General features: G+C 73.7%; 19 protein-coding genes and 2 tRNA genes. 3 read left to right on the forward strand and 18 right to left on the reverse strand.

Features of this window, described 5'->3' with window-relative positions:
• Positions 1–240: 240 nt before the first annotated feature.
• Entirely contained in the window at positions 241–1077 is an 837-nt protein-coding gene (locus tag BRM1_RS03075) for a class I SAM-dependent methyltransferase (RefSeq protein WP_268528079.1), read from the forward strand.
• A gap of 90 nt (positions 1078–1167) precedes the next feature.
• Here BRM1_RS03075 and polA read toward each other — a convergent pair whose 3' ends face one another.
• Entirely contained in the window at positions 1168–3822 is a 2655-nt protein-coding gene (gene polA / locus BRM1_RS03080; protein WP_160952625.1) for a DNA polymerase I, read from the reverse strand.
• 385 nt (positions 3823–4207) lie between these two features.
• Here polA and BRM1_RS03085 point away from each other — a divergent pair, with 385 nt between their 5' ends.
• The gene (locus BRM1_RS03085; protein ID WP_235936275.1) at positions 4208–4708 is read left to right on the forward strand and encodes a PaaI family thioesterase; all 501 of its coding nucleotides are present in this window, start codon (positions 4208–4210) and stop codon (positions 4706–4708) included.
• Between the two features lie 12 nt (positions 4709–4720).
• On the opposite strand, the gene BRM1_RS03090 is transcribed toward BRM1_RS03085, so the two are convergent.
• The gene (locus BRM1_RS03090) at positions 4721–5332 is read right to left on the reverse strand and encodes an ANTAR domain-containing response regulator (RefSeq protein ID WP_160952626.1); all 612 of its coding nucleotides are present in this window, start codon (positions 5330–5332) and stop codon (positions 4721–4723) included.
• A 331-nt stretch (positions 5333–5663) separates the two neighbouring features.
• Between BRM1_RS03090 and BRM1_RS03095 the strand changes: the two genes are divergently transcribed.
• Positions 5664–5745, forward strand: a tRNA-Leu gene (locus BRM1_RS03095).
• A 79-nt stretch (positions 5746–5824) separates the two neighbouring features.
• Here BRM1_RS03095 and BRM1_RS03100 read toward each other — a convergent pair.
• The 16 genes from BRM1_RS03100 to BRM1_RS03175 all read right to left on the reverse strand — a co-directional run bounded on the left by BRM1_RS03100 (position 5825) and on the right by BRM1_RS03175 (position 24290).
• Positions 5825–5900: transfer RNA gene (locus tag BRM1_RS03100), tRNA-Gly, on the reverse strand.
• A gap of 131 nt (positions 5901–6031) precedes the next feature.
• Positions 6032–6298: a hypothetical protein gene (locus tag BRM1_RS03105; protein ID WP_268528085.1), complete on the reverse strand. Its 267-nt coding sequence runs from the start codon at positions 6296–6298 to the stop codon at positions 6032–6034.
• A 30-nt stretch (positions 6299–6328) separates the two neighbouring features.
• Positions 6329–7222 carry a hypothetical protein gene (locus tag BRM1_RS03110; RefSeq protein ID WP_268528087.1) on the reverse strand — a complete coding sequence of 298 codons (894 nt, stop codon included), beginning with the start codon at positions 7220–7222 and terminating at the stop codon, positions 6329–6331.
• Between the two features lie 27 nt (positions 7223–7249).
• A complete protein-coding gene (gene pyk, locus BRM1_RS03115) occupies positions 7250–8767 on the reverse strand; it encodes a pyruvate kinase (RefSeq protein WP_268528089.1) in 1518 nt (505 codons plus the stop codon).
• A 2-nt stretch (positions 8768–8769) separates the two neighbouring features.
• Positions 8770–10236: a glutamate synthase subunit beta gene (locus BRM1_RS03120; RefSeq protein ID WP_268528092.1), complete on the reverse strand. Its 1467-nt coding sequence runs from the start codon at positions 10234–10236 to the stop codon at positions 8770–8772.
• On the reverse strand, positions 10229–14857 hold the full coding sequence (gene gltB / locus BRM1_RS03125; protein ID WP_268528095.1) for a glutamate synthase large subunit: 4629 nt from the start codon (positions 14855–14857) through the stop codon (positions 10229–10231). Before gltB ends, BRM1_RS03120 begins: the two co-directional genes overlap by 8 nt.
• Positions 14858–14971: 114 nt before the next feature.
• On the reverse strand, positions 14972–16234 hold the full coding sequence (gene lgt, locus BRM1_RS03130; protein ID WP_326957869.1) for a prolipoprotein diacylglyceryl transferase: 1263 nt from the start codon (positions 16232–16234) through the stop codon (positions 14972–14974).
• The gene (gene trpA / locus BRM1_RS03135; RefSeq protein WP_268528097.1) at positions 16231–17016 is read right to left on the reverse strand and encodes a tryptophan synthase subunit alpha; all 786 of its coding nucleotides are present in this window, start codon (positions 17014–17016) and stop codon (positions 16231–16233) included. Before trpA ends, lgt begins: the two co-directional genes overlap by 4 nt.
• A complete protein-coding gene (gene trpB / locus BRM1_RS03140) occupies positions 17013–18230 on the reverse strand; it encodes a tryptophan synthase subunit beta (protein ID WP_160953941.1) in 1218 nt (405 codons plus the stop codon). The genes trpA and trpB overlap by 4 nt, the downstream gene beginning before the upstream one ends.
• Positions 18187–19023, reverse strand: a complete 837-nt coding sequence (locus BRM1_RS03145; protein ID WP_160953942.1) for an indole-3-glycerol phosphate synthase TrpC — start codon at positions 19021–19023, stop codon at positions 18187–18189. Before BRM1_RS03145 ends, trpB begins: the two co-directional genes overlap by 44 nt.
• Positions 19020–19304 (reverse strand): HGxxPAAW family protein, encoded by a 285-nt coding sequence (locus BRM1_RS03150; protein ID WP_160953943.1) that lies wholly within the window; start codon positions 19302–19304, stop codon positions 19020–19022. The genes BRM1_RS03145 and BRM1_RS03150 overlap by 4 nt, the downstream gene beginning before the upstream one ends.
• 107 nt (positions 19305–19411) lie before the next feature.
• Complete coding sequence (locus BRM1_RS03155; RefSeq protein ID WP_268528104.1) at positions 19412–19939, reverse strand: Trp biosynthesis-associated membrane protein; 528 nt, start codon at positions 19937–19939, stop codon at positions 19412–19414.
• On the reverse strand, positions 19936–21492 hold the full coding sequence (locus BRM1_RS03160) for a chorismate-binding protein (RefSeq protein ID WP_268528107.1): 1557 nt from the start codon (positions 21490–21492) through the stop codon (positions 19936–19938). The genes BRM1_RS03155 and BRM1_RS03160 overlap by 4 nt, the downstream gene beginning before the upstream one ends.
• On the reverse strand, positions 21489–22001 hold the full coding sequence (hisI, locus tag BRM1_RS03165) for a phosphoribosyl-AMP cyclohydrolase (protein WP_442864338.1): 513 nt from the start codon (positions 21999–22001) through the stop codon (positions 21489–21491). Before hisI ends, BRM1_RS03160 begins: the two co-directional genes overlap by 4 nt.
• Positions 21998–22771: an imidazole glycerol phosphate synthase subunit HisF gene (hisF, locus tag BRM1_RS03170; RefSeq protein ID WP_160953946.1), complete on the reverse strand. Its 774-nt coding sequence runs from the start codon at positions 22769–22771 to the stop codon at positions 21998–22000. Before hisF ends, hisI begins: the two co-directional genes overlap by 4 nt.
• A 13-nt stretch (positions 22772–22784) precedes the next feature.
• Complete coding sequence (locus BRM1_RS03175) at positions 22785–24290, reverse strand: carboxyl transferase domain-containing protein (RefSeq protein ID WP_160953947.1); 1506 nt, start codon at positions 24288–24290, stop codon at positions 22785–22787.
• Between the last annotated feature and the right edge of the window lies 1 nt (position 24291).

Raw genomic sequence — 24291 nt, forward strand, 5'->3', positions numbered from 1 at the left:
CCGTAATGGACTGGTTCCCGCAGGCCCCGGCTGCAGCCGGCTCCCGAGGGGGGTTGGCGTTATGGACGTGTATGCGCGCTCTCCCGCGGCCGGCCGCTGCGGTCCACGGCAGCCCGGAGTGGTGGGCCGCGCGCATGCGGTAGCATCGGGGCAGGCGCCGGAGAATCGGCGCATACGGCATCAATCGTAACACCGATGAGCCCGCGCGGCACCCGGTCCCACGCGCGGCGAAGGGATCCTGTGAGCGAGCGCCCCGACGAAGCGGAGATCATCTCCGGCGGCTACCTGTCCATCGACGAAGAGGCCTCCGTGCGGGCCAACCGCAGCTACTGGGACTCCTCCGCCGTCGACTACCTCGCCGAGCACGGCAGCTTCCTGGGCGCGAGCGACTTCATCTGGTGCCCGGAGGGCGTGCGCGAGTCCGATGTGGCCCTGCTCGGCGACGTCGAGCGCCGCCAGATCCTCGAGGTCGGCTGCGGCGCAGGGCAGTGCTCGCGCTGGTTGGCCGAGCAGGGTGCGCTGGCCACCGGGGTGGACCTGTCGAGCGGGATGCTCGAGCAGGCTTCGCGGCTGCAGCGCGAGCACCCGCTCAGCGCCGCCGCGGTCCCGCCCACGTTCCTCCAGGCCGACGCGCGCTCGCTGCCGTTCCCGTCCGCGAGCTTCGACGCCGCGTTCTCCTCCTACGGGGCGCTGCCGTTCGTCAAGGACGCCGATGTGGTGCTCGCCGAGGTCGCCCGCGTGCTGCGGCCCGGCGGCCAGTGGGTCTTCTCCGTCACCCACCCCCTGCGCTGGATGTTCCCGGATGTGCCGGGCGAGGCGGGGCTCACCGTCGAGTACTCGTACTTCGACCGCACCCCCTACGTCGAGCTCGACGCGCACGGCTCCCCTGTCTACGCCGAGCACCACCGGACGATGGGCGACTGGATGGCGCTGCTCGTCTCCGCGGGGTTCGCGGTCACCGGGCTGACCGAGCCCGAGTGGCCCGCGGACAACGAGACCGCGTGGGGCGGCTGGTCGCCGCTGCGGGGCGCGCTCATGCCGGGGACCGCGATCTTCTCCGCCCGCCTGCCGGGCTGAGTCCCCGCCGCCGAGGCCCGGGCCGGCCCGCGCCTCGGCGGCGGATCCGCGCGGGTCCCCGCGGGCACAGGGCCCCCGCAGGCGCCCGGCTCAGTGCGCGGCGGCCTGCCAGTCCGGGCCCGTGCCCACGTTGACGTCGAGCGGGACGCTCAGCTGCGCTGCGGCGCCCATCTGGTCCTTGAGGATCGCTTCGACCCGGTCGGCCTCACCGCGCGCCACCTCGACGATGACCTCGTCGTGGACCTGGAGGAGCAGGCGGCTGCTCAGCTCCGCCGCGCGCAGCCCGTCGTCCACCCGGCACATCGCGAGCTTCATGATGTCCGCGGCGCTGCCCTGGATGGGGGCGTTGAGGGCGGCCCGCTCGGCCATCTCGCGCAGCTGCCGGCGGTCCGACGTCAGCTGCGGCAGGTAGCGCCTGCGGCCGTACATCGTCTCCGTGTAGCCGCGCCCGCGCGCCTCCTCGACGACCCCGTAGAGGTAGTCGCGCACCGCCCCGAAGCGCTCGAAGTATGTGTCCATGAGCCCCTTGGCCTCGTCCACGCCGATGCGCAGCTGCTTGGACAGGCCGAACGCGCTCAGGCCGTACACCAGCCCGTAGGACATCGCCTTGACCTTCGAGCGCATCTCACCGGTGACCTCCGCGGGCTGCGCGTGGAAGACCTGGCCCGCGACGAACGTGTGGAGGTCCTCCCCCGCGTTGAACGCGGCGACGAGCGCCTCGTCCCCGGCGAGGTGGGCGAGGATGCGCATCTCGATCTGCGAGTAGTCCGCGCTCATGAGCGCGTCGTAGCCGGCCGCTTCCTCCGGCACGAACACCGACCGGATCCGGCGCCCGGCATCGGTGCGCACGGGGATGTTCTGCAGGTTGGGGTCCTTCGACGACAGCCGGCCGGTCGCGGCGACCGTCTGGAGGTAGGTCGTGTGGATGCGGCCGTCGTCGGCCACGACCTTCTCCAGGCCCACGACGGTCTGCTTGAGCTTGATGGAGTCCCGATAGGCCAGCAGGTGGGCGAGGAACGGGTGCTCCGTCTTGGCGAACAGGTCGGCCAGCGCGTCGGCGTCGGTCGTGTAGCCGGTCTTCGTGCGCTTGGTCTTGGGCATGCCGAGCTCGTCGAAGAGCACGCCCTGGAGCTGCTTGGGCGAGCCCAGGTTGACCTCGCGCCCCAGCTCCCGGTACGCCTCCTGGGCGCTCGCGTCGGCCTGCGCCCCGAACAGCCCGACGAGCTCGGTCAGCCGGGTGCCCTCGACGGCGATGCCGGCCAGCTCCATCCGGGCGAGCACAGCCTGGGTGGGCAGCTCGATGTCCTCGAGGACCCCGGTGAGGTGTGCGGCGTCGAGGCGCTCGCGCAGCGCCGCCGCCAGCCGCGGCAGGACCCCCGCCCGCCGGCCCACCGCCTCGCCGGCGCCGCCCAGGTCGAGCTCGCCCTCGGGCACCGGCGCGGCGATGTCGATGCCGAGGCTGCGCTCGGCGGCCTCAGTCAGGTCGTAGCTGCGCTGGTCGGGCACGAGCAGGTACTCCGCGAGCTCCGTGTCGAGCCACACGCGCGGCTGCCCGTAGCCCGCCCGCACGAGGCCCTTGAGCTGCGGCTTCGCATCGTTGAACACGAGGCGCCCATGGCCTGCGAGCACGGCGTCGAGGGCGTCCACCCCGGCCTCGTCGAGGTCGCGCAGCCGCGCCGCGACCGCTTCCTCGCCCTGCGCGAGCGCAATCCACTCCGGTTCGGAGCCCGTTGCGTCCGCGTCGCTCTCGACGCCCACGGGCGCGGCGGTGTCGAGGGCGCCCAGCCACGCCGCGAACTCGGCGGATTCGAGCACGCGCGGCTGCGGTGCCTGCGCGGCAGCGGCGACGGGCTCCTGGGACGCGGCCGAGCCGAAGACCTCCTGGACCCGCGAGCCGAAGGCGCGGAACTCGAGCTGGTCGAACAGCTCGCTCACCCGCTCGGCGTCCACCCCGCCCAGGCGGGCCGAATCGAGCTCGAAGTCGAGGTCGAGGTCGTCGAGGAGCCGGTTGAGGCGGTAGTTGCGCTCGACGTCCGCACGGTGCGAGCGCAGGCTCTCGCCCGCCTTGCCCTTGATCTCGTCCGCGTGGTCGAGCACGCCCGGCAGGTCGCCGTAGGAGGCCAGCCACTTCGCGGCGGTCTTGTCACCCACCCCGGGCACGCCGGGCAGGTTGTCCGCCTTCTCCCCGACGAGCGCGGCCAGCCCCCGGTAGTTGGCGGGGCTCACCGCGTACTTCTCCTCGATGGCCGCGGGCGTCATGCGGGAGAGATCGGACAGGCCGCGCTTGGGGTAGAGGATCGTCACCCGGTCCGTGGACAGCTGGAAGGAGTCCTTGTCCCCCGTGGCGAGCAGCACCTGGGCCCCGGCCTCCGCGCCGCGGCGCGCGAGGGTCGCCAGCACGTCGTCGGCCTCGAAGCCCTCCGCGGTGAGCACGGGGACCCCCATGGCGCCGAGCACGTCCTGGATGAGCTCCACCTGCCCGCGGAACTCCTCGGGCGTCTTCGCGCGGCCGGCCTTGTATTCGCCGTACTCCTCGAGCCGGAACGTCTGGCGGCCCAGGTCGAACGCGACCGCCAGGTGCGTGGGCTGCTCGGTCTCGCATGCCTTGAGGAGCATGGAGACGAAGCCGTAGACCGCGTTGGTCGCCTGGCCCGTCGACGTCGAGAAGTTCTCCACTGGCAGGGCGTAGAAGGCGCGGTAGGCCAGGGAATGTCCGTCGATCAGCAGCAGCCTGTTCTCACTCACCCGCCCAGCCTATCGCGCACAGAGCGGCGGCCCACCCCGCGCGGAGGGCGGGCGCCGTGCCCCGGCCGAGCCCTGGACGAAGGGAGGGCCCCGCGGTTCCCGGGCCGGCGGCGGACCCCGGCCGGCACGCAGCCGGAGCGCAGTCGGGCGGCAGCCGGAGCGCAGTCGGGCGGCAGCCGGAGCGCAGTCAGAGAGCAACCGGGCAGCAGTCAGGGGGCAGCAGGAGGGCGGGCGGAGGGCAGCCGGCGGGCGGGTCCCACCCTCGTCCACGCACCCGGCAGGTTAGATTGGGGCGGACGCGCGGCCGCGCGGGTGCGGACCCGCGCGGCCGTCGTCCCCGGGCTGGGACTCATCCCAGCCATGACACCGACAGAGGGAGGCACCCATGGCCGCAGCTCACAGCGCAGGCGACGACGCGCAGGGGGCGCACGGCGCCCAGGGCGGGCACGGCCTGCCGACCCTGCGACCGGACATGGACGAGCGGGAGCGCGCCGCGCTCGTCGCGGCGGCCAATGCCCAGGCGCGCGGCACGATCGCCGATGCCCTGCACTTGGAGATCACCGATGCCGGCTACGACTTCGCCGAGGGGCGCATGCCGGTGGCGGGCAACACGCAGCCCGCGGGCCTGTTCCACGGCGGCGCGCACGTTGTGCTGGCCGAGTCGTTGGGCTCGACGCACGCGTTCGCGCTGGCGGGCGGGCCGGTGGTGGGGGTCGACCTCAATGCCACCCACATCCGCGGCGCGCGCTGCGGCTACGTCCACGGCCGGGCGGAGGTGCTCCACCGCGGGCGCACGCTCATGAGCCACGAGGTGAAGATGCGCGATGACGAGGGCCGGCTGCTCTCGATCGTGCGGATCACGAACATGGTCCTCGAGCGCGGCTGAGCGCGGGCCGGGTCAGCCCTTCTGCTTGCTGCCGATCTGGTCGAGGACGGTCTCGGCGACCTCGCGCATCGTCAGGCGGCGGTCCATCGAGGTCTTCTGGATCCAGCGGAACGCCTCCGGCTCGCTCAGGCCCATGTTGGCCGTGAGCAGGCTCTTGGCGCGCTCGACGAGCTTGCGGGTCTCGAAGCGGTCGCTCATGTCCGCGATCTCCGATTCGAGCGCCGCGATCTCCGCGTGGCGCGACAGCGCGATCTCGAGGGCCGGCACGAGGTCGGCTTCGGTGAAGGGCTTGACGACATAGGCCATCGCACCGGCGTCGCGGGCCCGCTCGACGAGCTCCTTCTGGGAGAACGCGGTGAGCAGGACAACTGGGGCGATGCGGGCGCGGGCGATGCGCTCGGCCGCGGAGATGCCGTCGAGCTTGGGCATCTTGATGTCCATGACGACGAGGTCGGGGCGGAGCTCCTCGGCGAGGCGGACGGCGGATTCGCCGTCGGCGGCCTCGCCGACGACGTCGTAGCCGACCTCCCGGAGCATTTCGACGATGTCGAGCCGGATGACCGATTCGTCCTCGGCGACGACGACGCGTCGGATGGGCTGGGCGCTGCTGTCTGATTGAGCCACGGAGCAATCCTAAACCCAACGCGGGCGCGCCCGCGCGCAGTCGAGCGGCTGCCTGTCCGCCCTCGGCGAAACCCGCGCCTGTGCGCGGGCAGCGGAGCGCGCGGGCGGTCGAGTGCGCGACCGGCGGACGGGGCCCGGACGGGGAACCGCCTGCAGCGGGCGGTGCAGCCCCACCCGGACCGCGGGGCGCTGTTCTCGAGACCGTGCTGGCGAAGACCCCACCGGCCGCGACCGCACTGCCTGAGAGCGCGCTCCCGGCGACCACGATGGCCTAGACCGCGCTGCCCGAGACCGCGAGCCGCGAGCGCGATGGCCTAGACTGGGCGGCGTTGCCGGATTGGCGGAATCGGTAGACGCGGCGCACTCAAAATGCGTTGCCTCACGGCGTGCGGGTTCGAGTCCCGCATCCGGCACGGGCGCCGCCCGCGAGCGGCACGGAAAAGGGCCCCGGAGCAATCCGGGGCCCTTGCCCGTACCGGGAGGCCGGCCGAGTGGAGCGGACGACGGGGTTCGAACCCGCGACATCCAGCTTGGGAAGCTGACGCTCTACCAACTGAGCTACGTCCGCGCGCGCCGCACCGCTGCGGCGAACACTGGAAACATACTACCCCACCGCGCGACGGAGCAACTTGGCGCCGGCCGCAGGGGCGCGGCCGCGGCGGCGCCCGGCCGGCAGCCGCGGCGGTGTTCGCTCCGAGGTCACAGCGCCGGGTCGGCGGCGAACCCCTCGATGCGCGCGCGCTCGCCGAGGACGTCGCGCAGGCCGGGCACCGCGGCGCTGTGGACCAGCGCGCCGTCCGACCTGTCGAAGATGCGCAGCCGCCCCGCGTCATCGTCTGCGATGTCGAGCACTGCCACGCAGTCCCGGCTGAAGTCGACGACCGCGGACTGCTCGGCCACCCAGTCCGCGCCCGTGTCGAACAGGCGCCGGGTCTTCGCGGTCGCGAGCTCCGTGCGCCAGACCACCCCGTTGCTGCTGACCCAGTCGAGGGCGCCTCAGCTGAGCGAGAGGGCGGAGAAGACCGGGTCGATGCCGTAGTCGCCGAAGTCGAACCGCCGCGCGACTCCGCGCTCGTCGGTGAGCGTGCGCACCGTACTCCGTCCCGAGGCGGCGTCTATCCGGCGCAGCCGGGCGGTCTTCTCACCCGGGCGCTCGCTGTCCACGATCGCCCACACCACGCCGTCCCGGCACGGCGCAGGGCGCTGCGTGTAGAGGGGCGGCGCCTCGGGTGCCACGCGCGCGTGCGCCAGCACGCTCAGCCGGTGGGTGAGCGGATCGATGCGCGAGATCGTCTCCGCCATCCGCGGCTCGGAGTCTGCCTCCCCGTCCGCCTCATCGTCCACGGCCACCCCGATCAGCCCGGACGCGCACACGCCGATGCCCAGATAGGAGCCGTCGACCGCGGTGTCGGAGAAGCGCCCGCGCTGGGTCGAGCTCACGACCACCCGATAGGCGTCATCGGCCTGCCCGTCGTTGTAGACCGCGCCGAATGCGCCCCGCCCGCGCAGCGGGTACGCGGCGATCTGGGCGTCGGGCTTGCGGTGCTCCACGTGCGCCGACCCGCCGCCGAAGAAGCGGTGGTCGAACTGCCGGTCGGCGACGAGCACCTGCCCATCGGACCAGACGGGCGTCCCGCCCTGCATGGGGGCACTCCGGTAGGCGCGCAGCGAGCCGTCCCGGTCGATCGCCGCCACGAAGCTCCGGGCGCGCGCGCTGTCATCGTCGAGGTAAGGGGCCTGGGGGCTGATGAACAGCGCGGCGACGGTCTGGTCCGTCACGAGCGCATCGGCGTCGACCTCCACGCCGGGCCGTGCAGTCGAACAGCCGGCCAGGAGCAGCGCACCGGCAAGTGCGCCGCCCAGTGCGGGCACGAGCGCTCGGCGTCCCATCGGCCCGGCCCGGCTGCCGCGCGCGGCTCAGCGGGCGCGGCCCTGGGCGCGCGGCTCGGGGACCTCGCCGTAGCCGGCCAGGGGGTCCTCGAAGTCGACGTCGTCCTCGCGGTAGGCCGCGGCCAGGCCCTTCGAGGCGTCGCCGATGCGGTGGATGCGCAGGGCGTTCGTCGAGCCGGCGATGCCGGGCGGCGAGCCCGCGACGAGCACGCACAGCTGGCCGTCCTCGGCGACTCCGGAGCCGAGCAGCACCTCGTCGACCTGGCGCGCCATCTGGTCCGTGTGGCGCACGGAGTTCACGAGGAACGTCCGCACCCCCCACGTGAGCGCCAGCTGGTGGCGCACGCGGATGTCCGGGGTGAACGCGAGGACCGGCTTGGGGCTGCGCAGCCGGGACATGCGCCGCACGGAATCGCCGGTCTGCGTGAACGTGCACAGCAGCTCGATGCCCAGCAGGTCGGCGATCTCCACGGCGGCCGCGGTGATCGCCCCGCCGCGCGTGTGCGGGCGGGTGCCCAGCCCGGGCACGCGCTCGAGCCCGTGCTCCTCGGTGGACTCGATGATGCGCCCCATCGTGCGCACCGCTTCGAGCCAGTGCTTGCCCACCGAGGTCTCGCCGGAGAGCATGAGCGCATCGGCGCCGTCGAGGACGGCGTTCGCGCAGTCGCTGGCCTCCGCGCGGGTGGGCCGCGGCTCCTCGATCATCGATTCGAGCATCTGGGTCGCGACGATGACGGGCTTCGCGGCCTGCCGGCACAGCTCGACCGCCCGCTTCTGCACGATGGGCACCTGTTCGAGCGGCAGTTCGACGCCCAGGTCGCCGCGGGCCACCATGACGCCGTCGAACGCGTCGACGATCTCCGGCAGCGCCTCGACCGCCTGGGGCTTCTCCAGCTTCGCGATGACGGGGATGCGGATGCCCTCCTCGTCCATGATCGCGCGCACGAGCTCCGCGTCCTCCGCCGAGCGCACGAACGACAGCGCGACCCAGTCGGCGCCCATCCGCAGGCCGAAGCGCAGGTCGTCGATGTCCTTGTCCGACAGGGCGGGCACGGACACGGCCACGCCCGGCAGGTTGATGCCCTTGTGGTCGGAGACCGCCCCCGGCACCTCGACCTCGCATTCGACATCGGTGTCCGTCACGCCGACCGCCCGCAGCCGCACGCGGCCGTCGTCGATGAGGAGCGGATCGCCCACCTGGACGTCGCCGGGCAGCCCCTTGTACGTCGTGCCGACCGCCTGCGCGTCGCCGGGCACGTCACGGGTCGTGATCGTGAAGCGAGCGCCGGCCTCGAGGCGCACCGGGCCAGCGGCGAACGTCTCGAGCCGGATCTTGGGGCCCTGCAGATCGATGAGGACCGCGATCGCGCGCCCCGTGTTGAGGGCGGCGCGGCGCACCCAGTCGTACTTCTCCCGATGCTGGGCGTGGGTGCCGTGGCTGAAGTTGAAGCGGGTGACATCCACCCCCTCCTCGATGAGGGCCCGCATGTCCTCGTAGTCGGATTGGGCCGGGCCCAGCGTCGCGACGATCTTTGCGTGCCTCATGCTCACAACGATACCGGGCGGGGCGCCGCCAGTGCGACATCGGAGGGGCGGACCGGGCTGGGCAGCAGGGTCTGCCCGGTGAGGTGGGCGTCCACGGCGGCGGCAGCCGCGCGGCCCTCCGCGATCGCCCACACGATGAGCGACTGGCCGCGCCCCGCATCGCCGGCCGCGAAGACCCCCGGCTGGTTCGTCGCATAGCCCTCGTCGCGGCCGATCGTGGGGCCGGAGAACTCGATCCCGAAGGACTCGAGTGCCTGCGCGTGCGGTCCCGTGAAGCCCATCGCGATGAGCACGAGGTCGGCCGGCAGCTCCTCCTCCGTGCCCTCCTCGGGCGCCCGCCCGGTCTCCGTGAATGCGGTCCGGGCCACCTCGAGGGCGCGCACGGCGCCGTCCTCGTCGCCGAGGAAGCGCACGGTCGAGGCGAGGAAACGCCGCTCGCCGCCCTCCTCGTGCGAGGTGGAGACCTCGAACAGCCGGGGGGTGGTCGGCCACGGCTGGTGCGCGGGGCGCTCCCGGGGCGGCTCCTCACCGATCGCGAGCGTCGTGACGGAGGCCGCCTGCTGGCGCAGCGCCGTGCCCAGGCAGTCCGAGCCCGTATCGCCGCCGCCGATGATGACGACGTGCTTGCCGCGCGCGTCGATGACCGGCTCGGGGTCGCCGTGCTGCTGCCGGTTGACCGGCACGAGGTAGTCCATCGCGTACTCGATGCCGGACAGCTCGCGCCCGGGCAGCGGCAGCTCGCGCGGCACCTCGGCACCGGTGGCGATGATGACCGCGTCGAAGCGCTCGTCCAGATCCGACCAGCTCATGTCCCGGCCCACCTCGCAGTTCGTGCGGAAGCGCGTGCCTTCCGCCTCCAGCTGGGCGACGCGCCGGTCGATCTGGGCGTGCTCGAGCTTGAACTCCGGGATGCCGTAGCGCAGCAGGCCGCCCACGCGGTCCTCGCGCTCGTAGACGACGACGGTGTGCCCGGCCCGGGTGAGCTGCTGGGCGGCCGCGAGCCCCGCGGGGCCCGAGCCCACGACGGCAACCGTGCGCCCCGTGATGCGCTCCGGGACGAAGGGCCGGATGAGGCCCTCCTCGAAGCCGCGGTCGACGATCGTGACCTCGATGTTCTTAATGGTCACCGGCGGCTGGTTGATCCCCAGCACGCAGGAGTCCTCGCACGGCGCGGGGCACGCGCGGCCGGTGAACTCGGGGAAGTTGTTCGTCGAGTGCAGCAGGTCCACGGCGCGCGGCAGGTCGTCGACCCACATCGCCTCGTTCCACTCCGGGATGAGATTGCCCAGCGGGCAGGCCTGGTGGCAGAACGGCACACCGCAGTCCATGCACCGGCCGGCCTGGCCGATGAATGCCTCGCGGCCCAGCTGCGTGCCGATCTCACGATGGTCGAGCAGCCGCAGCGCCACCGGCCGCTTGGCCGGCAGCTCGCGCTCGCGGACCTTGAGAAAGCCGCGCGGATCAGCCATGGTTGACCTCCAGAATCCTCTCCCATGCCTCGTCGCCCTCCGGGTCGAGGCCGGTCTGCTCGCACATCTGCTGGATCTCCAGCACGCTCGCGTATTCGACGGGCACGAGCTTGGTGAACCGGCTGAACACGTCCTCGCCCTGCTCCATCTGCTCGAGGAGCGAGGCGGCCAGCGGCGAATCCGTGCGCGCCGCGTGCTCGATGAGCAGGTCGCGCACGGCCAGCGCGTCCTCGGCGGCCAGCGAGCTGAGCGAGAACGCCCCGGCCGCGCGGTCGGCGGGGTTGATCCGGGCGGGGTTGAAGTCGAGCATGTAGGCGGTGCCGCCGGACATGCCCGCGGCGAAGTTGCGGCCGACGGCTCCCAGGACCAGGGCCGTGCCGCCGGTCATGTACTCGAGGCCGTGGTCGCCGATGCCCTCGACGACCGCGGTCGCCCCGGAGTTGCGCACGAGGAACCGCTCCCCCACCTGGCCGTTGAGGAACATCGTGCCGCCCGTGGCGCCGTAGCCGATGACGTTGCCCGCGATGACGCTGTCCTCGGGCCGCCCGCGCCCGCCCGGTGCCGGGAAGACGCTGACGGTGCCCCCGGAGAGCCCCTTGCCGACGTAGTCGTTGGCGTCGCCGCACATCTCGAGGCTCACCCCGGCGGGCAGGAAGGCGCCGAGCGACTGCCCGGCGCAGCCGCTCAGGCGCACGCGGATCGTGCCCTCCGGCAGCTCGTCGAGGCCGCAGGCGCGGGTGACCGCGTTGCCGAGCAGCGTGCCGATCGAGCGGTCGACGTTGGTCGCCCGGGCGTCGATGACGACGGGCTCCCGGCGCTCGAGGGCCGGGGCCGCGGCCCGGATGAGCTGCTGGTCGAAGTGGTCGTCGATCCCGTGGCGCTGGCCGCCCCCGGAGCGGCGCGAGTCGGCGACCGTGCCGTCCGTGAGGGTGGGCGCGGCGAGCACCGGGGCCAGATCGAGCCCATCGGCCTTCCAGTGGCCGATCGCCGCGTCCGCGTTGATCTGCTCGACGCGCCCGATCGCCTCGTCGAGGCTGCGGAAGCCCAGCTGGGCGAGCAGCTCGCGGACCTCCTGGGCGATGAACTCGAAGAAGTTCACGACGAACTCCGGCTTGCCGGAGAAGCGGCGGCGAAGCTCGGGGTTCTGGGTCGCGACCCCCACGGGGCACGTGTCCTTGTGGCACACGCGCATCATGATGCACCCGGAGACCACGAGGGGCGCGGTGGCGAAGCCGAACTCCTCGGCGCCCATGAGGGCCGCGATGAGCACGTCGCGGCCGGTCTTGAGCTGCCCGTCGACCTGCAGGCTGATGCGCTCGCGCAGGCCGGAGAGCACGAGGGTCTGCTGCGCCTCGGCGAGGCCCAGCTCCCACGGGGTGCCCGCGTGCTTGAGCGAGTTGAGCGGGCTGGCGCCCGTGCCGCCGTCGTGGCCGGAGACGAGGACGACGTCGGCGTTGGCCTTGGCCACCCCGGATGCCACGGTGCCGATCCCGGCCGAGGACACGAGCTTGACGTGCACCCGGGCGGCCGGGTTGGCGCGCTTGAGGTCGTGGATGAGCTGCGCGAGGTCCTCGATGGAGTAGATGTCGTGGTGGGGCGGCGGTGAGATGAGCCCCACACCGGGCGTTGCGTGGCGCGTCCGGGCGACCCAGGGGTAGACCTTGCCCGGGGGCAGCTGGCCGCCCTCCCCGGGCTTGGCGCCCTGGGCCATCTTGATCTGGATGTCGTCCGCGTGGGTGAGGTAGAGGCTGGTGACGCCGAACCGGCCGCTGGCGACCTGCTTGATCGCCGAGCGGCGCTCCGGATCGAGCAGGCGCTCGGGGTCCTCGCCGCCCTCGCCGGTGTTGGACTTCCCGCCCAGGCGGTTCATCGCGATCGCCAGCGTCTCGTGGGCCTCCTGCGACAGGGAGCCGTAGCTCATGGCGCCGGTGGAGAAGCGCCGGACGATGGACTCGACGGGCTCGACCTCCTCGAGCGGGACGGCCCCGGAGTCCAGCGGCACGAGGTCGAAGAGTCCGCGCAGGGTCATGAGCTCGCGGGACTGCTCGTCCACGGCCCGCGTGTACTCGCGGAACACGTCGTAGCGGCGCTCCCGGGTGGAGTGCTGGAGCTTGAAGACGGTCTCCGGGTTGAACAGGTGGGGCGGGCCCTCCCGGCGCCACTGGTACTCGCCTCCCACCTCGAGGCGGCGGTGCGCGAGCGCGGGACGGTCCGCGGGGTAGGCGGTGGCGTGGCGCGCCTCCACCTCGCGGGCGATGCCGGCCATGCCGGTGCCCTGGAGCTTCGTGCGCGTGCCGGTGAAGTAGGCCTCGAGCAGCTGGGCGTCCAGCCCGACCGCCTCGAAGGTCTGCGCGCCGTGGTAGGACTGCACGGTCGAGATGCCCATCTTCGACATGATCTTCAGCAGGCCCTTGCCGAGCGCGCGCAGCAGGTTCTGCACGGCCGCGGACTCGCTGACCCCGGGCAGCCGGCCCTCGCGCACCATGAGCTCGGCGGTCTCCATGGCGAGGTAGGGGTTGACGGCCGAGGCGCCGTAGGCCACGAGCAGCGCGATGTGGTGGACCTCGCGGACATCGCCCGCCTCCGCGAGCAGTGAGACCTGCGTGCGGGTCTTGCGGCGGATGAGGTGGTGGTGGATGGCGGAGGTCAGCAGCAGCGACGGGATCGGCGCGAACTCGGCGTTCGAGTCGCGGTCGGAGAGGATGAGGAACTGGGCGCCGGCGGCGATCGCCTCGTCCGCCTGCGCGCACAGCTCCGCCAGGCGCGCGGCGATGGACTCGCCCGGCCGGTAGAGGCCCCGCAGCACCCGCGCGGGCCGCCGGCCGGCCTGCCCGATGCGCTGGCCGGTCATGTGCGCGAACTTCGCGAGCTCGTCGTTGTTGATGACGGGATAGGGCAGCAGCACCTGCCGCGCGCTGTCGGGTCCGGGCGCGAGCAGGTTCGCCTCCCCGCCGGCCGCGGAGGACAGGCTCGTGACGAGCTGCTCGCGGATCGCGTCGAGCGGCGGGTTCGTCACCTGCGCGAAGCTCTGGGCGAAGTAGTCGAAGAGCAGGCGCGGGCGGTCGGCCAGCGCGGCGATCGGCGTGTCCGAGCCCATGGCGCCGAGCGGCTCCGCGGCCGTCTGGGCCATGGGGCCGATGAGCAGGCGCAGGTCCTCGTCGGTGTAGCCGAACGTGCGCTGCCGGCGGGCGACGGAGGACTGCGGGTGGACGATGTGCTCGCGGTCGGGCAGGTTGCCCATCGCCACCGTGCCGGCCTCGAGCCAGCCGGCGTACGGCTCGGCCGAGGCCAGGCGGGACTTGATCTCCGTATCGGAGATGATCCGCTCGGCGGCTGTGTCGATGAGGAACATCCGGCCCGGCTTGAGCCGCCCGCGCTTGACGATGCGCTCCGGCGGCAGCTCGACGACCCCCACCTCGCTCGCGAGCACGACCGTGTCATCGGTCATGACGTAGCGGGCGGGCCGCAGCCCGTTGCGGTCGAGGACCGCGCCGGCGAGCGTGCCGTCGGTGAACGCCACGCAGGCGGGGCCGTCCCACGGCTCCATCATGAGCGAGTGGAACTCGTAGAAGGCGCGCCGCTGGGCGCTCATGAGCGGGTCGTTCTGCCACGCCTCCGGGATCATCATCATGACCGCGTGCGGCAGGGACCGGCCTCCCATGACGAGGAGCTCGAGGACCTCGTCGAACGACATCGAGTCCGAGCCGCCCGGCGTCACGATGGGGAAGAGCCGGTCGAGGTCGGCATTCGAGCCGTCGGAGTAGGGCGAGGCCAGAGCCTCCGAGGCGAGGTGGGACTCGCGGGCCCGCATCCAGTTGCGGTTGCCGCGCACCGTGTTGATCTCGCCGTTGTGCGCGATCATCCGGAACGGCTGGGCCAGCGGCCACGAGGGGAACGTGTTCGTGGAGAACCGGGAGTGGACGAGGCCGATCCGGCTGACGAGCCGCGGGTCCTCGAGGTCCGGGTAGAAGGGCGCGAGCTGGCCGGTGGAGACCATGCCCTTGTACGTGATCGTCGCGGGTGAGAGCGAGGGGAAGTACACGCCCGCGCGCTCGCTGCGCTTGCGGGCCATGAAGGCCCGCCGGGTCAGCTCCCGCTCGCCCGGGCGCCCGGACTCGTCCGTGGGCACGGGCACGGCGGGGTCGATCGCGACGAAGACCTGCCAGAAGGCGGGCATGATGGCGCGCGCGGCGGCGCCGAGCACCTCGGGGGCGACGGGGACCTCGCGCCAGCCGAGCACCCGCAGGCCCTCCTCGGCTGCCAGCGCCTCGACCGTGGCGCGCCCGGCCTGCGGATCCCCGGCGTCGAGGAAGGCCGTGCCTGCGGCGTAGGCGCCCGGCTCGGGCAGCTCGAAGTCCGTGGCCTCGGCGAAGAACGCGTGCGGGAGCTGCAGGGTGATCCCGGCGCCATCGCCGGTGCCCTCGTCGCCCCCCACGCCGCCGCGGTGCTCCATGTTGCGCAGCGCCGTGAGCGCCTGCTCGATGACGAGGTGGTCGGCAGCGCCGCGGTAGCGCACGATGAGCGCGAGGCCGCACGCATCGTGCTCCTCGGCGGGGTCGTAGAGTCCGCGGGCGCCGGGCAGCGCAGAGTGCGGCAGACCGCTGGGTGTCGTCGATGGCATGGCACCGTCCCCTCCGAATCGAGCTGAAGGCGCAGACGGCGCTGTCCGCGCTGCGGGCCTAGGCTGCGGCCCGCCCGCCCCATGGGTCCCACGGGGCGGAGGGACGACTATACATCAGCGCGCGGGGGGACCGTGACCTGTTTCACCCTCCGGACGATCGACCTGGGGCACGATCGAGATGGCCGAGGTCACAGCACCGAAGAAGCCGAACGAGCGCTGGGAGAACTCGCTGCCCGGGTCCTCGTCGGCGGGATCGGCGACGATGGGCAGCTGGGAGGTCTCCGGGCCGAAGCCCACCTCGCGGGCGGGCGCGGCGCCCGCCGCCGGCGCGCCCCCGTGCCCGGGGGCCGTGGGCCGGGCGGGGGCGTCGGCCGGGCTCCGCGGCCGCCGTGGGCCGGGAGGCGCCGCGGGGGCAGGCACGGCCGGCGGCGCGGCCCCGCGCACGTAGGGCGGCGCCTGCTCGCCGGTGGCCTCGAGGAGGCGCTCCGCGGCGGCGTCGTAGGCGAGCCGCTCACGGGTGTGGACGTGGGGCTCCGGGCGCTCGTGGCGCATCCGGGAGACAGCGAAGAGCACCGCGCCGAGCGCGAAGACGAGGATCGAGGTCCACACGTTGAGCCGCAGGCCCAGGATGTGCTCGGCGTCGTCGATGCGCAGCGCCTCGATCCAGACCCTGCCGAGCGTGTAGAGGCAGATATAGGAGAAGAACACCTGGCCGTGGCCCATCCGCAGGCGCCGGCCGGCCCAGATGAGCACGAAGAAGACGCCGAGGTTCCACAGCGATTCGTAGAGGAACGTCGGCTGGAAGAGGGTGCCGGCCGGCAGGGCGGGGTCCGGCCAGTTGGGATTGGGGCGCCCGGCGAGCACCTTGTCGATGTGCAGGCCCCACGGCAGTGTGGTGGGGGCCCCGAACAGCTCCTGGTTGAACCAGTTGCCCCACCGGCCGCACGCCTGGGCGAGGATGAGGCCCGGGGCGGCGGCATCGAGGAAGGCGCCGAAGCGCACGCCGTGGCGCCGCGCGGCCCACCAGGCGGCGAGCACGCCGAGGGCGACGGCGCCCCAGATGCCCAGGCCGCCGTTCCAGATGTAGAGGGCAGCCACGGGGTTGCCGCCGCGGCCGAAGTACGGCTCCGGCGTGGAGAGCACGTGGTAGAGCCGGCCGCCGATGATGCCGGCCGGGATCGCCCAGACGGCGATGCTCCACAGGTCGTCCGAGGTCCCGCCGCGCGCGGTCCAGCGGCGGTTCGTCACCCACAGGGCGAGCAGGATGCCCGCGAGGATGCACAGCGCGTACGCGTGGATCGTCAGCGGCCCCAGGCTGAATCCGCTCCAGGTGGGCGATGGGATGCCGGCCGCGTGCAGCTGCGCGGGCGCGCTCACGCCCCCACTCCGGCGGCCAGGTCGGCCGTGAGCGCGGCGACGCCGTCGACGCCATCGGCCGACAGCGCGCGCACGAGGGCCGAGCCCACGATGACGCCATCGGCGAACTGCGCGACCTGGGCGGCCTGCGCGCCGTTCGAGACGCCCAGGCCGACGCAGACGCGCTCCGCGCCGGCGCCGCGCACCCGGTCGACGAGCTCGCGGGCGTGGTCGTCGACGCTCGCGCGGGCTCCGGTGACGCCCATCGTCGAGGCGGCGTAGACGAAGCCGCGGGAGGCGCTGGCGATGCGGTCGAGCCGCTCGGGCGTGGACGAGGGGGCCGCGAGGAAGATCCGGTCGAGGCCGTGCTCGTCGGAGGCGGCCAGCCAGCGCGCCGCCTCGTCCGGGATGAGGTCGGGGGTGATGATGCCGGCCCCGCCTGCGGCGGCGAGGTCGCGGGCGAAGTCGTCGACGCCGTACTGCAGCACGAGGTTCCAGTAGCTCATGATGACGGGAGTGCCGCCGGCGGCGGCGACGGCCTCGACGGCCCGCAGCGCATCGCGCGTGCGCACCCCGCCGTCCAGGGCGGTCTCGACGGCGCGCTGGATGACGGGGCCGTCCATGCCGGGGTCCGAGTAGGGCAGGCCGACCTCGACGATGTCGCAGCCGGCGGCCACCATCGCCTCCATGGCGGCGAGCGAGCCCGGCACGTCGGGGAAGCCCACGGGCAGATAGCCGATGAGGGCGGCCGAGCGCCCGCCGGCGGCAGCGGCGTCGAGGGCGGCGGCGGTGCTGGCGGTCATTCCTGGGTCGCTCCTTCGTCGATGTAGTCGAACCACTTCGCGGCGGTCGTCATGTCCTTGTCCCCGCGCCCGGAGAGGTTGACGAGCACGATGCCGTCCTCCCCCAGCTCCTGCCCCACTCGCATGGCGCCGGCCAGCGCATGGGACGACTCGATCGCGGGGATGATCCCCTCGGTGCGGGAGAGCAGGCGCATCGCCTCCATCGCCTCGGCGTCGCCGACCGGCTCGTAGACCGCCCTGCGGGTATCGTGGAGGTGGGAGTGCTCGGGGCCCACGGAGGGGTAGTCGAGGCCGGCGGAGATCGAGTGCGAGGGGCGGGTCTGGCCGTCCTCGTCCTGGAGGATGTAGGTGGCCGAGCCGTGGAGCACGCCGGGGCGGCCGCCCGAGAACCGCGCCGCGTGGCGCCCGGACTCGACGCCCTCTCCCCCGGCCTCGAAGCCGCGCAGGCTCACCGACTCATCGCCGAGGAACGCCGCGAAGATGCCCATGGCGTTCGAGCCGCCGCCCACGCACGCGCACACGGCGTCCGGCAGCCGGCCGGTGCGGGCGAGGACCTGCTCGCGGGCCTCGTCGCCGATGACGCGCTGGAAGCTGCGCACCATGGCGGGGAACGGATGCGGGCCGGCGACCGTGCCGATGACGTAGTGGGTGTCGTCCACTCGCGCCACCCAGTCGCGCATCGCCTCGTTCATCGCGTCCTTGAGGGTGCGCGTGCCGGTGGTGACCGGCACGACGGTCGCCCCGAGCAGGCGCATGCGGGCCACATTGAGCGCCTGGCGCTGGGTGTCCTCCGCGCCCATGTACACGGTGCACTCGAAGCCGAAGAGCGCAGCGGCGGTGGCGGTGGCCACGCCGTGCTGGCCGGCGCCGGTCTCCGCGATCAGCCGCGTCTTGCCCATCCGGCGGGCGAGCAGCGCCTGCCCGATCGCGTTGTTGACCTTGTGCGAGCCGGTGTGGTTGAGGTCCTCCCTCTTGAGGAAGACGCGGGCGCCGCCGCAGTGCTGGGCGAAGCGGGTCGCCTCCGTCAGCAGGCTCGGGCGGTTGATGTAGTCGGCCTGGAGCCCGGAGAGCTCGCGCGCGAACTCCTCGTCGACGAGGGACTTGCGCCACGTCTCGTCGATCTCGTCGAGCGCGGGGACGAGCGCCTCGGGGATGAAGCGGCCCCCGAACTCACCGAAGTACGGTCCGGTCTCCTCGGTCGTCAGGTGCGTCATGGCTTCCTTCGCTTCGGGCGGCGCGGCCGGCCGCGGTGAATTCTTCGACGGCCCGGGCGGGCTCGCCGCTGCGCACGAGCGCCTCGCCCACGAGCGCCAGCCGGGCGCCGGCGCGGGCGTAGCCGGCGACGTCCGCCGCGCGGGCGACACCGGACTCGGCGACGAGCGGTGCGCCCGGCGGGCAGAGCGCCGCGAGCGGGCCGAACCGCGCGGGGTCGACGCTGAGGTCCTTGAGATTGCGGGTGTTGATGCCCATGAGGTCCGGCGCGATCGCCAGCGCGCGCTCCACCTCCGCGGGGGTGTGCGCCTCGGCGAGCACGGCCATGCCGAGGTCACGGGCCAGCGCCGCGAACGCCGCGAGCTGGGCGTCGTCGAGCGCTGCGGCGATGAGGAGAACGAGGTCCGCGCCGTGGGCGCGCGCCTCGTAGAACTGGTACTCCTCGACCATGAAGTCCTTGCGCAGGACGGGGATGTCCACGGCGGCCCGGACGGCGTCGAGGTCGGCCAGGGTGCCGGAGAACCGGCGGGCCTCCGTGAGGACGCTGATCGCCGCGGCCCCGCCGGCCGCGTAGGCCGCGGCCTGAGCGGCGGGGTCGGCGATCTCCGCGAGCGCGCCGGCCGACGGCGAGGCGCGCTTGACCTCGCAGATGAGGCCGAAGTCCTCGGGGGCCGGGGCCGCCAGGGCCGCTGGCGCCTGCGCCGCCGCGCGCCGGACCTCGGCCAGCGGGCGCGCGCGGCGCCGCTCGGCCAGATCCGCGCGCACGCCCTCGACGATCGAGGCGAGGACGGTCACCGCGGCGGCAGGTGATTGTGGTGCGGCTTGGCCCCGAGCCCGCAGGCGTTGAGGATGAGGAACGCGATGGGTCCGAGCACGACGATGCCGGCGCCCACGAAGAACATGGGCCACGAGAACAACACATTGCCGATCGTGCCGATGATCACGCCGAGGAACACGAGGCCGGACCCGGTCCAGCCGGCAATCGAATGGCCGTGGCCGGGATCCTGGATCGCCTCGTAGTCGATCGTGGACTTGTCGAGGTCGGGGGCGCCGTTGCGGGCGACGAGTGCGGACATTTCGCTCCTTTACTTGCTGTGGCCCCATTGTCGCACGGCCGCGGGGGCGCCGGTCACGCGGCTCGCCGCCGCCGCGGGGCGCGCGGGCGGCCGCCGGAGGCGCCGCCTCAGCTGGGGTCCTCGCCCCGGGTGAGCGCGTCCCAGGCGGTGGTGGGGTCATCGGCGGGGTCCTCCCGCACGGGCCCCTGCTCCGCGGGGCGGTCGTAGCGGTTCGAGCGCTGCCACGCACCGCTGGCGATGCCCGCGGCGGCTCCGCCTGCGGCGGTGAGCGCGCCCACCGCGAGCGCCGCCCACGGCCAGGCGGTGGGCGTGCCCGCCGGGGCCGCGAGGCCCTGGACCGCCGCGGCCGCGCAGCCCAGCCCCGCCAGCGCGACGATGGCGCTGACCGCCCACCGGCCCACGCGGCCGAGCATGGCGAGCAGCAGCGCGCCGACCGCCGCGATCGCCGCGCAGGCGGTGGCCAGCGGATTGCCCTCGCCGCGTTCCCCGCCCGTGCCCGCGACGCCGGGAACCGCCGAGGCCGCGGCGTCGACGTGGGCCCACTGGCGGGAGGCGATGAGCCACATGATGCCCGCCAGCACGAGCAGGGCCATGACGCAGCGGCCGCGCGTGAGCCCCGCGAGCCGCTCCCTCATGCGCGCTCCTGCCCGGATTCGGCGCCGGCGGCATCCCGCGCGGGCGCCGCCGCGCGCAGGGTGGCCGCGGCGGCCGCGGCGCGCAGCACGGCGGCGGCCTTGTGCTGCGACTCGGCGTACTCGGAGTGCGGATCGGAATCGGCGACGATGCCGCCCCCGGCATAGACGCTGAGGACGCCCGGGCGCATGACGCCGGTGCGGATCGCGATCGCCATGTCGAGGTCCCCGCTGAACGACAGGTAGCCCACGACGCCGCCGTAGAGGCCGCGGGCCACCGGCTCGAGCTCGTCGATGATCTGCAGCGCCATGGGCTTGGGCGCGCCGGACAGGGTGCCGGCCGGGAAGGTCGCGCGCAGCACGTCGACGCCGGTGCACCCGGGCGCGAGCGTCCCGGTGACGGTGGAGACGAGGTGCATGATGTGGCTGAAGCGCTCGATCTCCATGAACTCGACGACGTCGACGGTGCCCGGCTCGCAGACCTTGGCGAGGTCGTTGCGCGCCAAATCGACGAGCATGAGGTGCTCGGCGCGCTCCTTCGCATCGGCCGCGAGCTCGCGCGCGAGCGCGGCGTCCTCCTCCTCGCCCGCGCCGCGCGGCCGGGAGCCCGCGATGGGGTGGGCGATGACGGTGCCGCGGTCGACCGTGACGAGCGCCTCGGGCGAGGAGCCCACTACCGCCAGGGGGGCGCCACCGGAGGTCGGGACGTCGAAGAGGTACATGTACGGGCTCGGGTTGAGCCTGCGGAGCATCCGGTAGACGTCGAGCGGCCGCGCGTCCGTGGCCGCGTCGAAGCGCTGGCCGAGCACCACCTGGAAGATGTCGCCGTCGACGATGCGGCGCTGCGCCTCGGCGACGGCGGCGAGGTAGTCGCCCGGCTCGGTGCGGGTCTTGACCTCGGGGTCGGGGAAGTCCGCGACCTCGAGCACGGGCGCCAGCGGGGCGCGCAGGTCTTCCAGCAGCGTGCAGATGCGGGCGCGCGCGTCGGCGTAGGCGGCCTCGAGGCCGGTGGGGCGCCCGTCGGCGTTGATCGCGTTCGCGACGAGCGTGAGCTCCGAGGTCTGGTGGTCGACGATGACGACATCGCCGGGCACGGAGAGGCTGAGCTCGGGCAGCTCGCCCTCCGGCAGCGGGCCCTGGCCGAGTCGCTCGAAGCGGCGCACGACGTCCCAGCCGAGGTAGCCCACGAGCGAGGAGATCATGGGCGGCAGCTCGGGGTGGCGCGGGGCCGCGAGCAGCTCGAGCAGCGCGGAGACCCCCGCGATGGGATCCGCGATGCCCTCGGTGCCCGCGATCGGGGTGCCCAGCCACACGGCGCGGCCGTCGGCGTCCGCCGTGAGGGTGGCGATCGGATCGCGGCCGATGAAGCTGTAGCGGTTCCAGGTGCCCTGGTGGGCCGATTCGAGGAGGAAGCCCCCCGGGCGGCCCTGTGCGATCCGGCGGTAGACGCCCAGGGGCGTCTCGCCGTCGGCGAGCACGCGGGTGTGCACGGGGATGAGGCGCGTGCCGGCGGCCGCGGTCGCGGCGAAGGCCTCGAAGTCGGGGCTGATGGTCATGCGGGCTCCTCGGGGGCGGCGGGTTCGGCGGCGGCTTCCGGCGCGGCATCGTCAGAGGCGGCGGCGTGAGAGGCGGGCGCCCTGTCGGCGCTGGGCGCCTCGTCGGCGTCGGGCGGGGCCAGCGGCAGCTCCCGGCCAGTGAAGCAGGTGGCGGTGCCGGTGTGGCACGCGGGCCCCGTCTGGGCGACGGAGAGGAGGACGGTGTCGGCGTCGCAGTCGATGCGCACGGCCTCGACGCGCTGGGTGTGCCCCGAGGTCTCCCCCTTCACCCAGTACTCGCCGCGCGAGCGCGACCAGTAGGTCGCCCGGCGGGTGCGCAGCGTGCGCGCCAGCGCCTCGGCGTCCATCCAGGCGAGCATGAGCACTTCGCCGGTGCGCGCCTCCTGGACGACCGCGGGCAGCAGCCCGCCGACGCCGAACGCGAGCATGCCGGACAGCTCCTCGGCCGTGGGCGCGCCCCCGCCTGTCAGGAGGGCCGCCGCGGCGTCACCGGCCTCGGTGGCGCTCACCGGACCTCGATGCCGGCGGCGCGCAGCGCGGCCTTGACGTCGGCGACCGTGAAGTCGCCGAAGTGGAAGACGCTCGCGGCCAGCAGCGCATCGGCGCCGGCGCGCACGGCGGGCAGGAAGTGCTCGACCGCGCCGGCCCCGCCGGAGGCGATGAGCGGCAGGTCCATGACGGCGCGGGCCGCGGCGATGAGCTCGAGGTCGAAGCCCGCCTTCGTGCCGTCGGCGTCCATGCTGTTGAGCAGCACCTCGCCGGCGCCCAGATCGCGGGCGCGGACCAGCCATTCGAGCGCGTCGAGGCCCGTGCCGCGCCGCCCGCCGTGGGTGGTGACCTCGAAGCCCGAGGCGGTGGCCGGGTCTCCCGCCGGCACGCGGCGGACGTCGGCGGAGAGCACGAGGACCTGGCTGCCGTAGCGCTGGGCGATCTCGCCGATGAGCGCGGGGCGGGCGATGGCCGCGGTGTTGACGCCCACCTTGTCCGCCCCGGCGCGCAGCAGCGCGTCGACGTCGGCGCAGCTGCGCACCCCGCCGCCCACGGTCAGGGGGATGAAGACCTCCTCCGCGGAGCGGGCGACGATGTCGAACGTGGGGGCGCGGTTCCCGCTCGAGGCGGTGATGTCGAGGAACGTGAGCTCGTCGGCCCCGGCGGCGCCGTAGGCGCGCGCGAGTTCGACGGGATCGCCGGCATCGCGCAGCCCGGTGAAGTTCACCCCCTTGACGACGCGGCCCTCGGCCACATCGAGGCACGGGATGACCCGCACTGCCAGCGTCATGGAGTCCCCCGTCTCACAGGCCCAGCCTGCGGTAGCGCTCGATGCGCGCGTGCCAGCGGCGCGAGCCCGGCTGGCGCATGAGGTCGATGATCTCGTGCTCGAGCGTGGCGCCCACGCGCCGCGCGAACTCCTCCGGCTCGGCGGACGCGTCCGGGCGCTCGGCGATGATGCGGTCGACGACGCCGTTGGCCAGGAGCTTCTCCGCGTGGACCTCCTGCTGCTGGGCCATCTGCGGGGCGTGGTCGACATCGCGGTAGACGATCGCCGAGGCGCCCTCGGGCGGCAGCGGGGAGAGCCAGCCGTTGGCGGCGGTGAGCACGCGGTCGGCGGGGATCATCGCGAGCGCGCCGCCGCCGCTGCCCTCGCCCATGATGAGCGAGACGGTCGGCGCCTCGAGCGTGACGAGGTCGCCGAGCGAACGGGCGATCTCGCCGGCGAGCCCGCCCTCCTCCGCGGCCTTCGACAGGGCGGCGCCGGGGGTGTCGATGACCGTGACGAGCGGCAGGTTGAGCTCGCGGGCCAGGCGCATCCCGCGGCGGGCCTCGCGCAGCGCGGCGGGGCCCATGGGCTCGTGCGAGCGCTGCCGGTAGCGGTCCTGGCCGAGCACGATGCACGGCGCTGTGCCGAACGTCGCGAGCGCGAGGATGAGGCCGCGGTCCTTCTCGCCCTCGCCGGTGCCGTTGAGCGGCAGCACCTTCGTGGCCCCGTAGCGCAGCAGCTCGCGCACGCCCGGGCGCTTGGGCTGGCGCGAGGCGGTGATGACCTCCCACGCATCCGTGCCCCGGGGCTCCGGGTCCGGCCGCGTGGCCGGGTCCGGCACGGGGGCGGGCACCTCGCGGGCGCCCATGAGGATGTCGAGGGCCTTCGAGACGACGTGCGGGATCCGCTCGGGCCCGATGACCGCGTCGATGATGCCCTGCCGCTGGAGGTTCTCTGCCGTCTGCACGTTCTCCGGGAACGGCCGGTCGTAGAGCTGCTCGTAGACCCGCGGCCCGAGGAAGCCGATGAGGGCGCCGGGCTCCGCGACGGTGAAGTGGCCGAGCGAGCCCCACGACGCGAACACCCCGCCGGTGGTGGGGTGGCGCAGGTAGACGAGGAAGGGCAGTCCCGCATCGCGGTGGGCCTTGACGGCCGCGGTGATCTTCACCATCGACAGGAACGCGACGGTGCCCTCCTGCATCCGGGTGCCGCCGGAGGCGGGACCCGCCAGCAGCGGCAGGCCCTCCGCGGTCGCCCGCTCGACGGCGCGCACGAGGCGCTCGGCCGCGGCGACGCCGATCGAGCCGGCGAGGAACTTGAACTCGCAGGCGACGACCGCGACGCGACGGCCGTGGATGAGGCCCTCTCCCGTGATGACGGCCTCGTCGACGCCGGACTTCTCGCGGGCGGCCGCGAGGTCCGCGGCGTAGGACTCGGAGATCCCGGCGCCGGGCACGATCGGCTCCTCGTCCCAGCTGACGAACGTGGAGTCGTCGACGACCATGTCGATGAGGCCGCGGGAGTCCAGGCGCTGCGCCATC

Source organism: Brevibacterium sp. BRM-1 (assembly GCF_026802075.1).
GTDB classification, from domain to species: domain Bacteria; phylum Actinomycetota; class Actinomycetes; order Actinomycetales; family Brevibacteriaceae; genus Brevibacterium; species Brevibacterium rongguiense.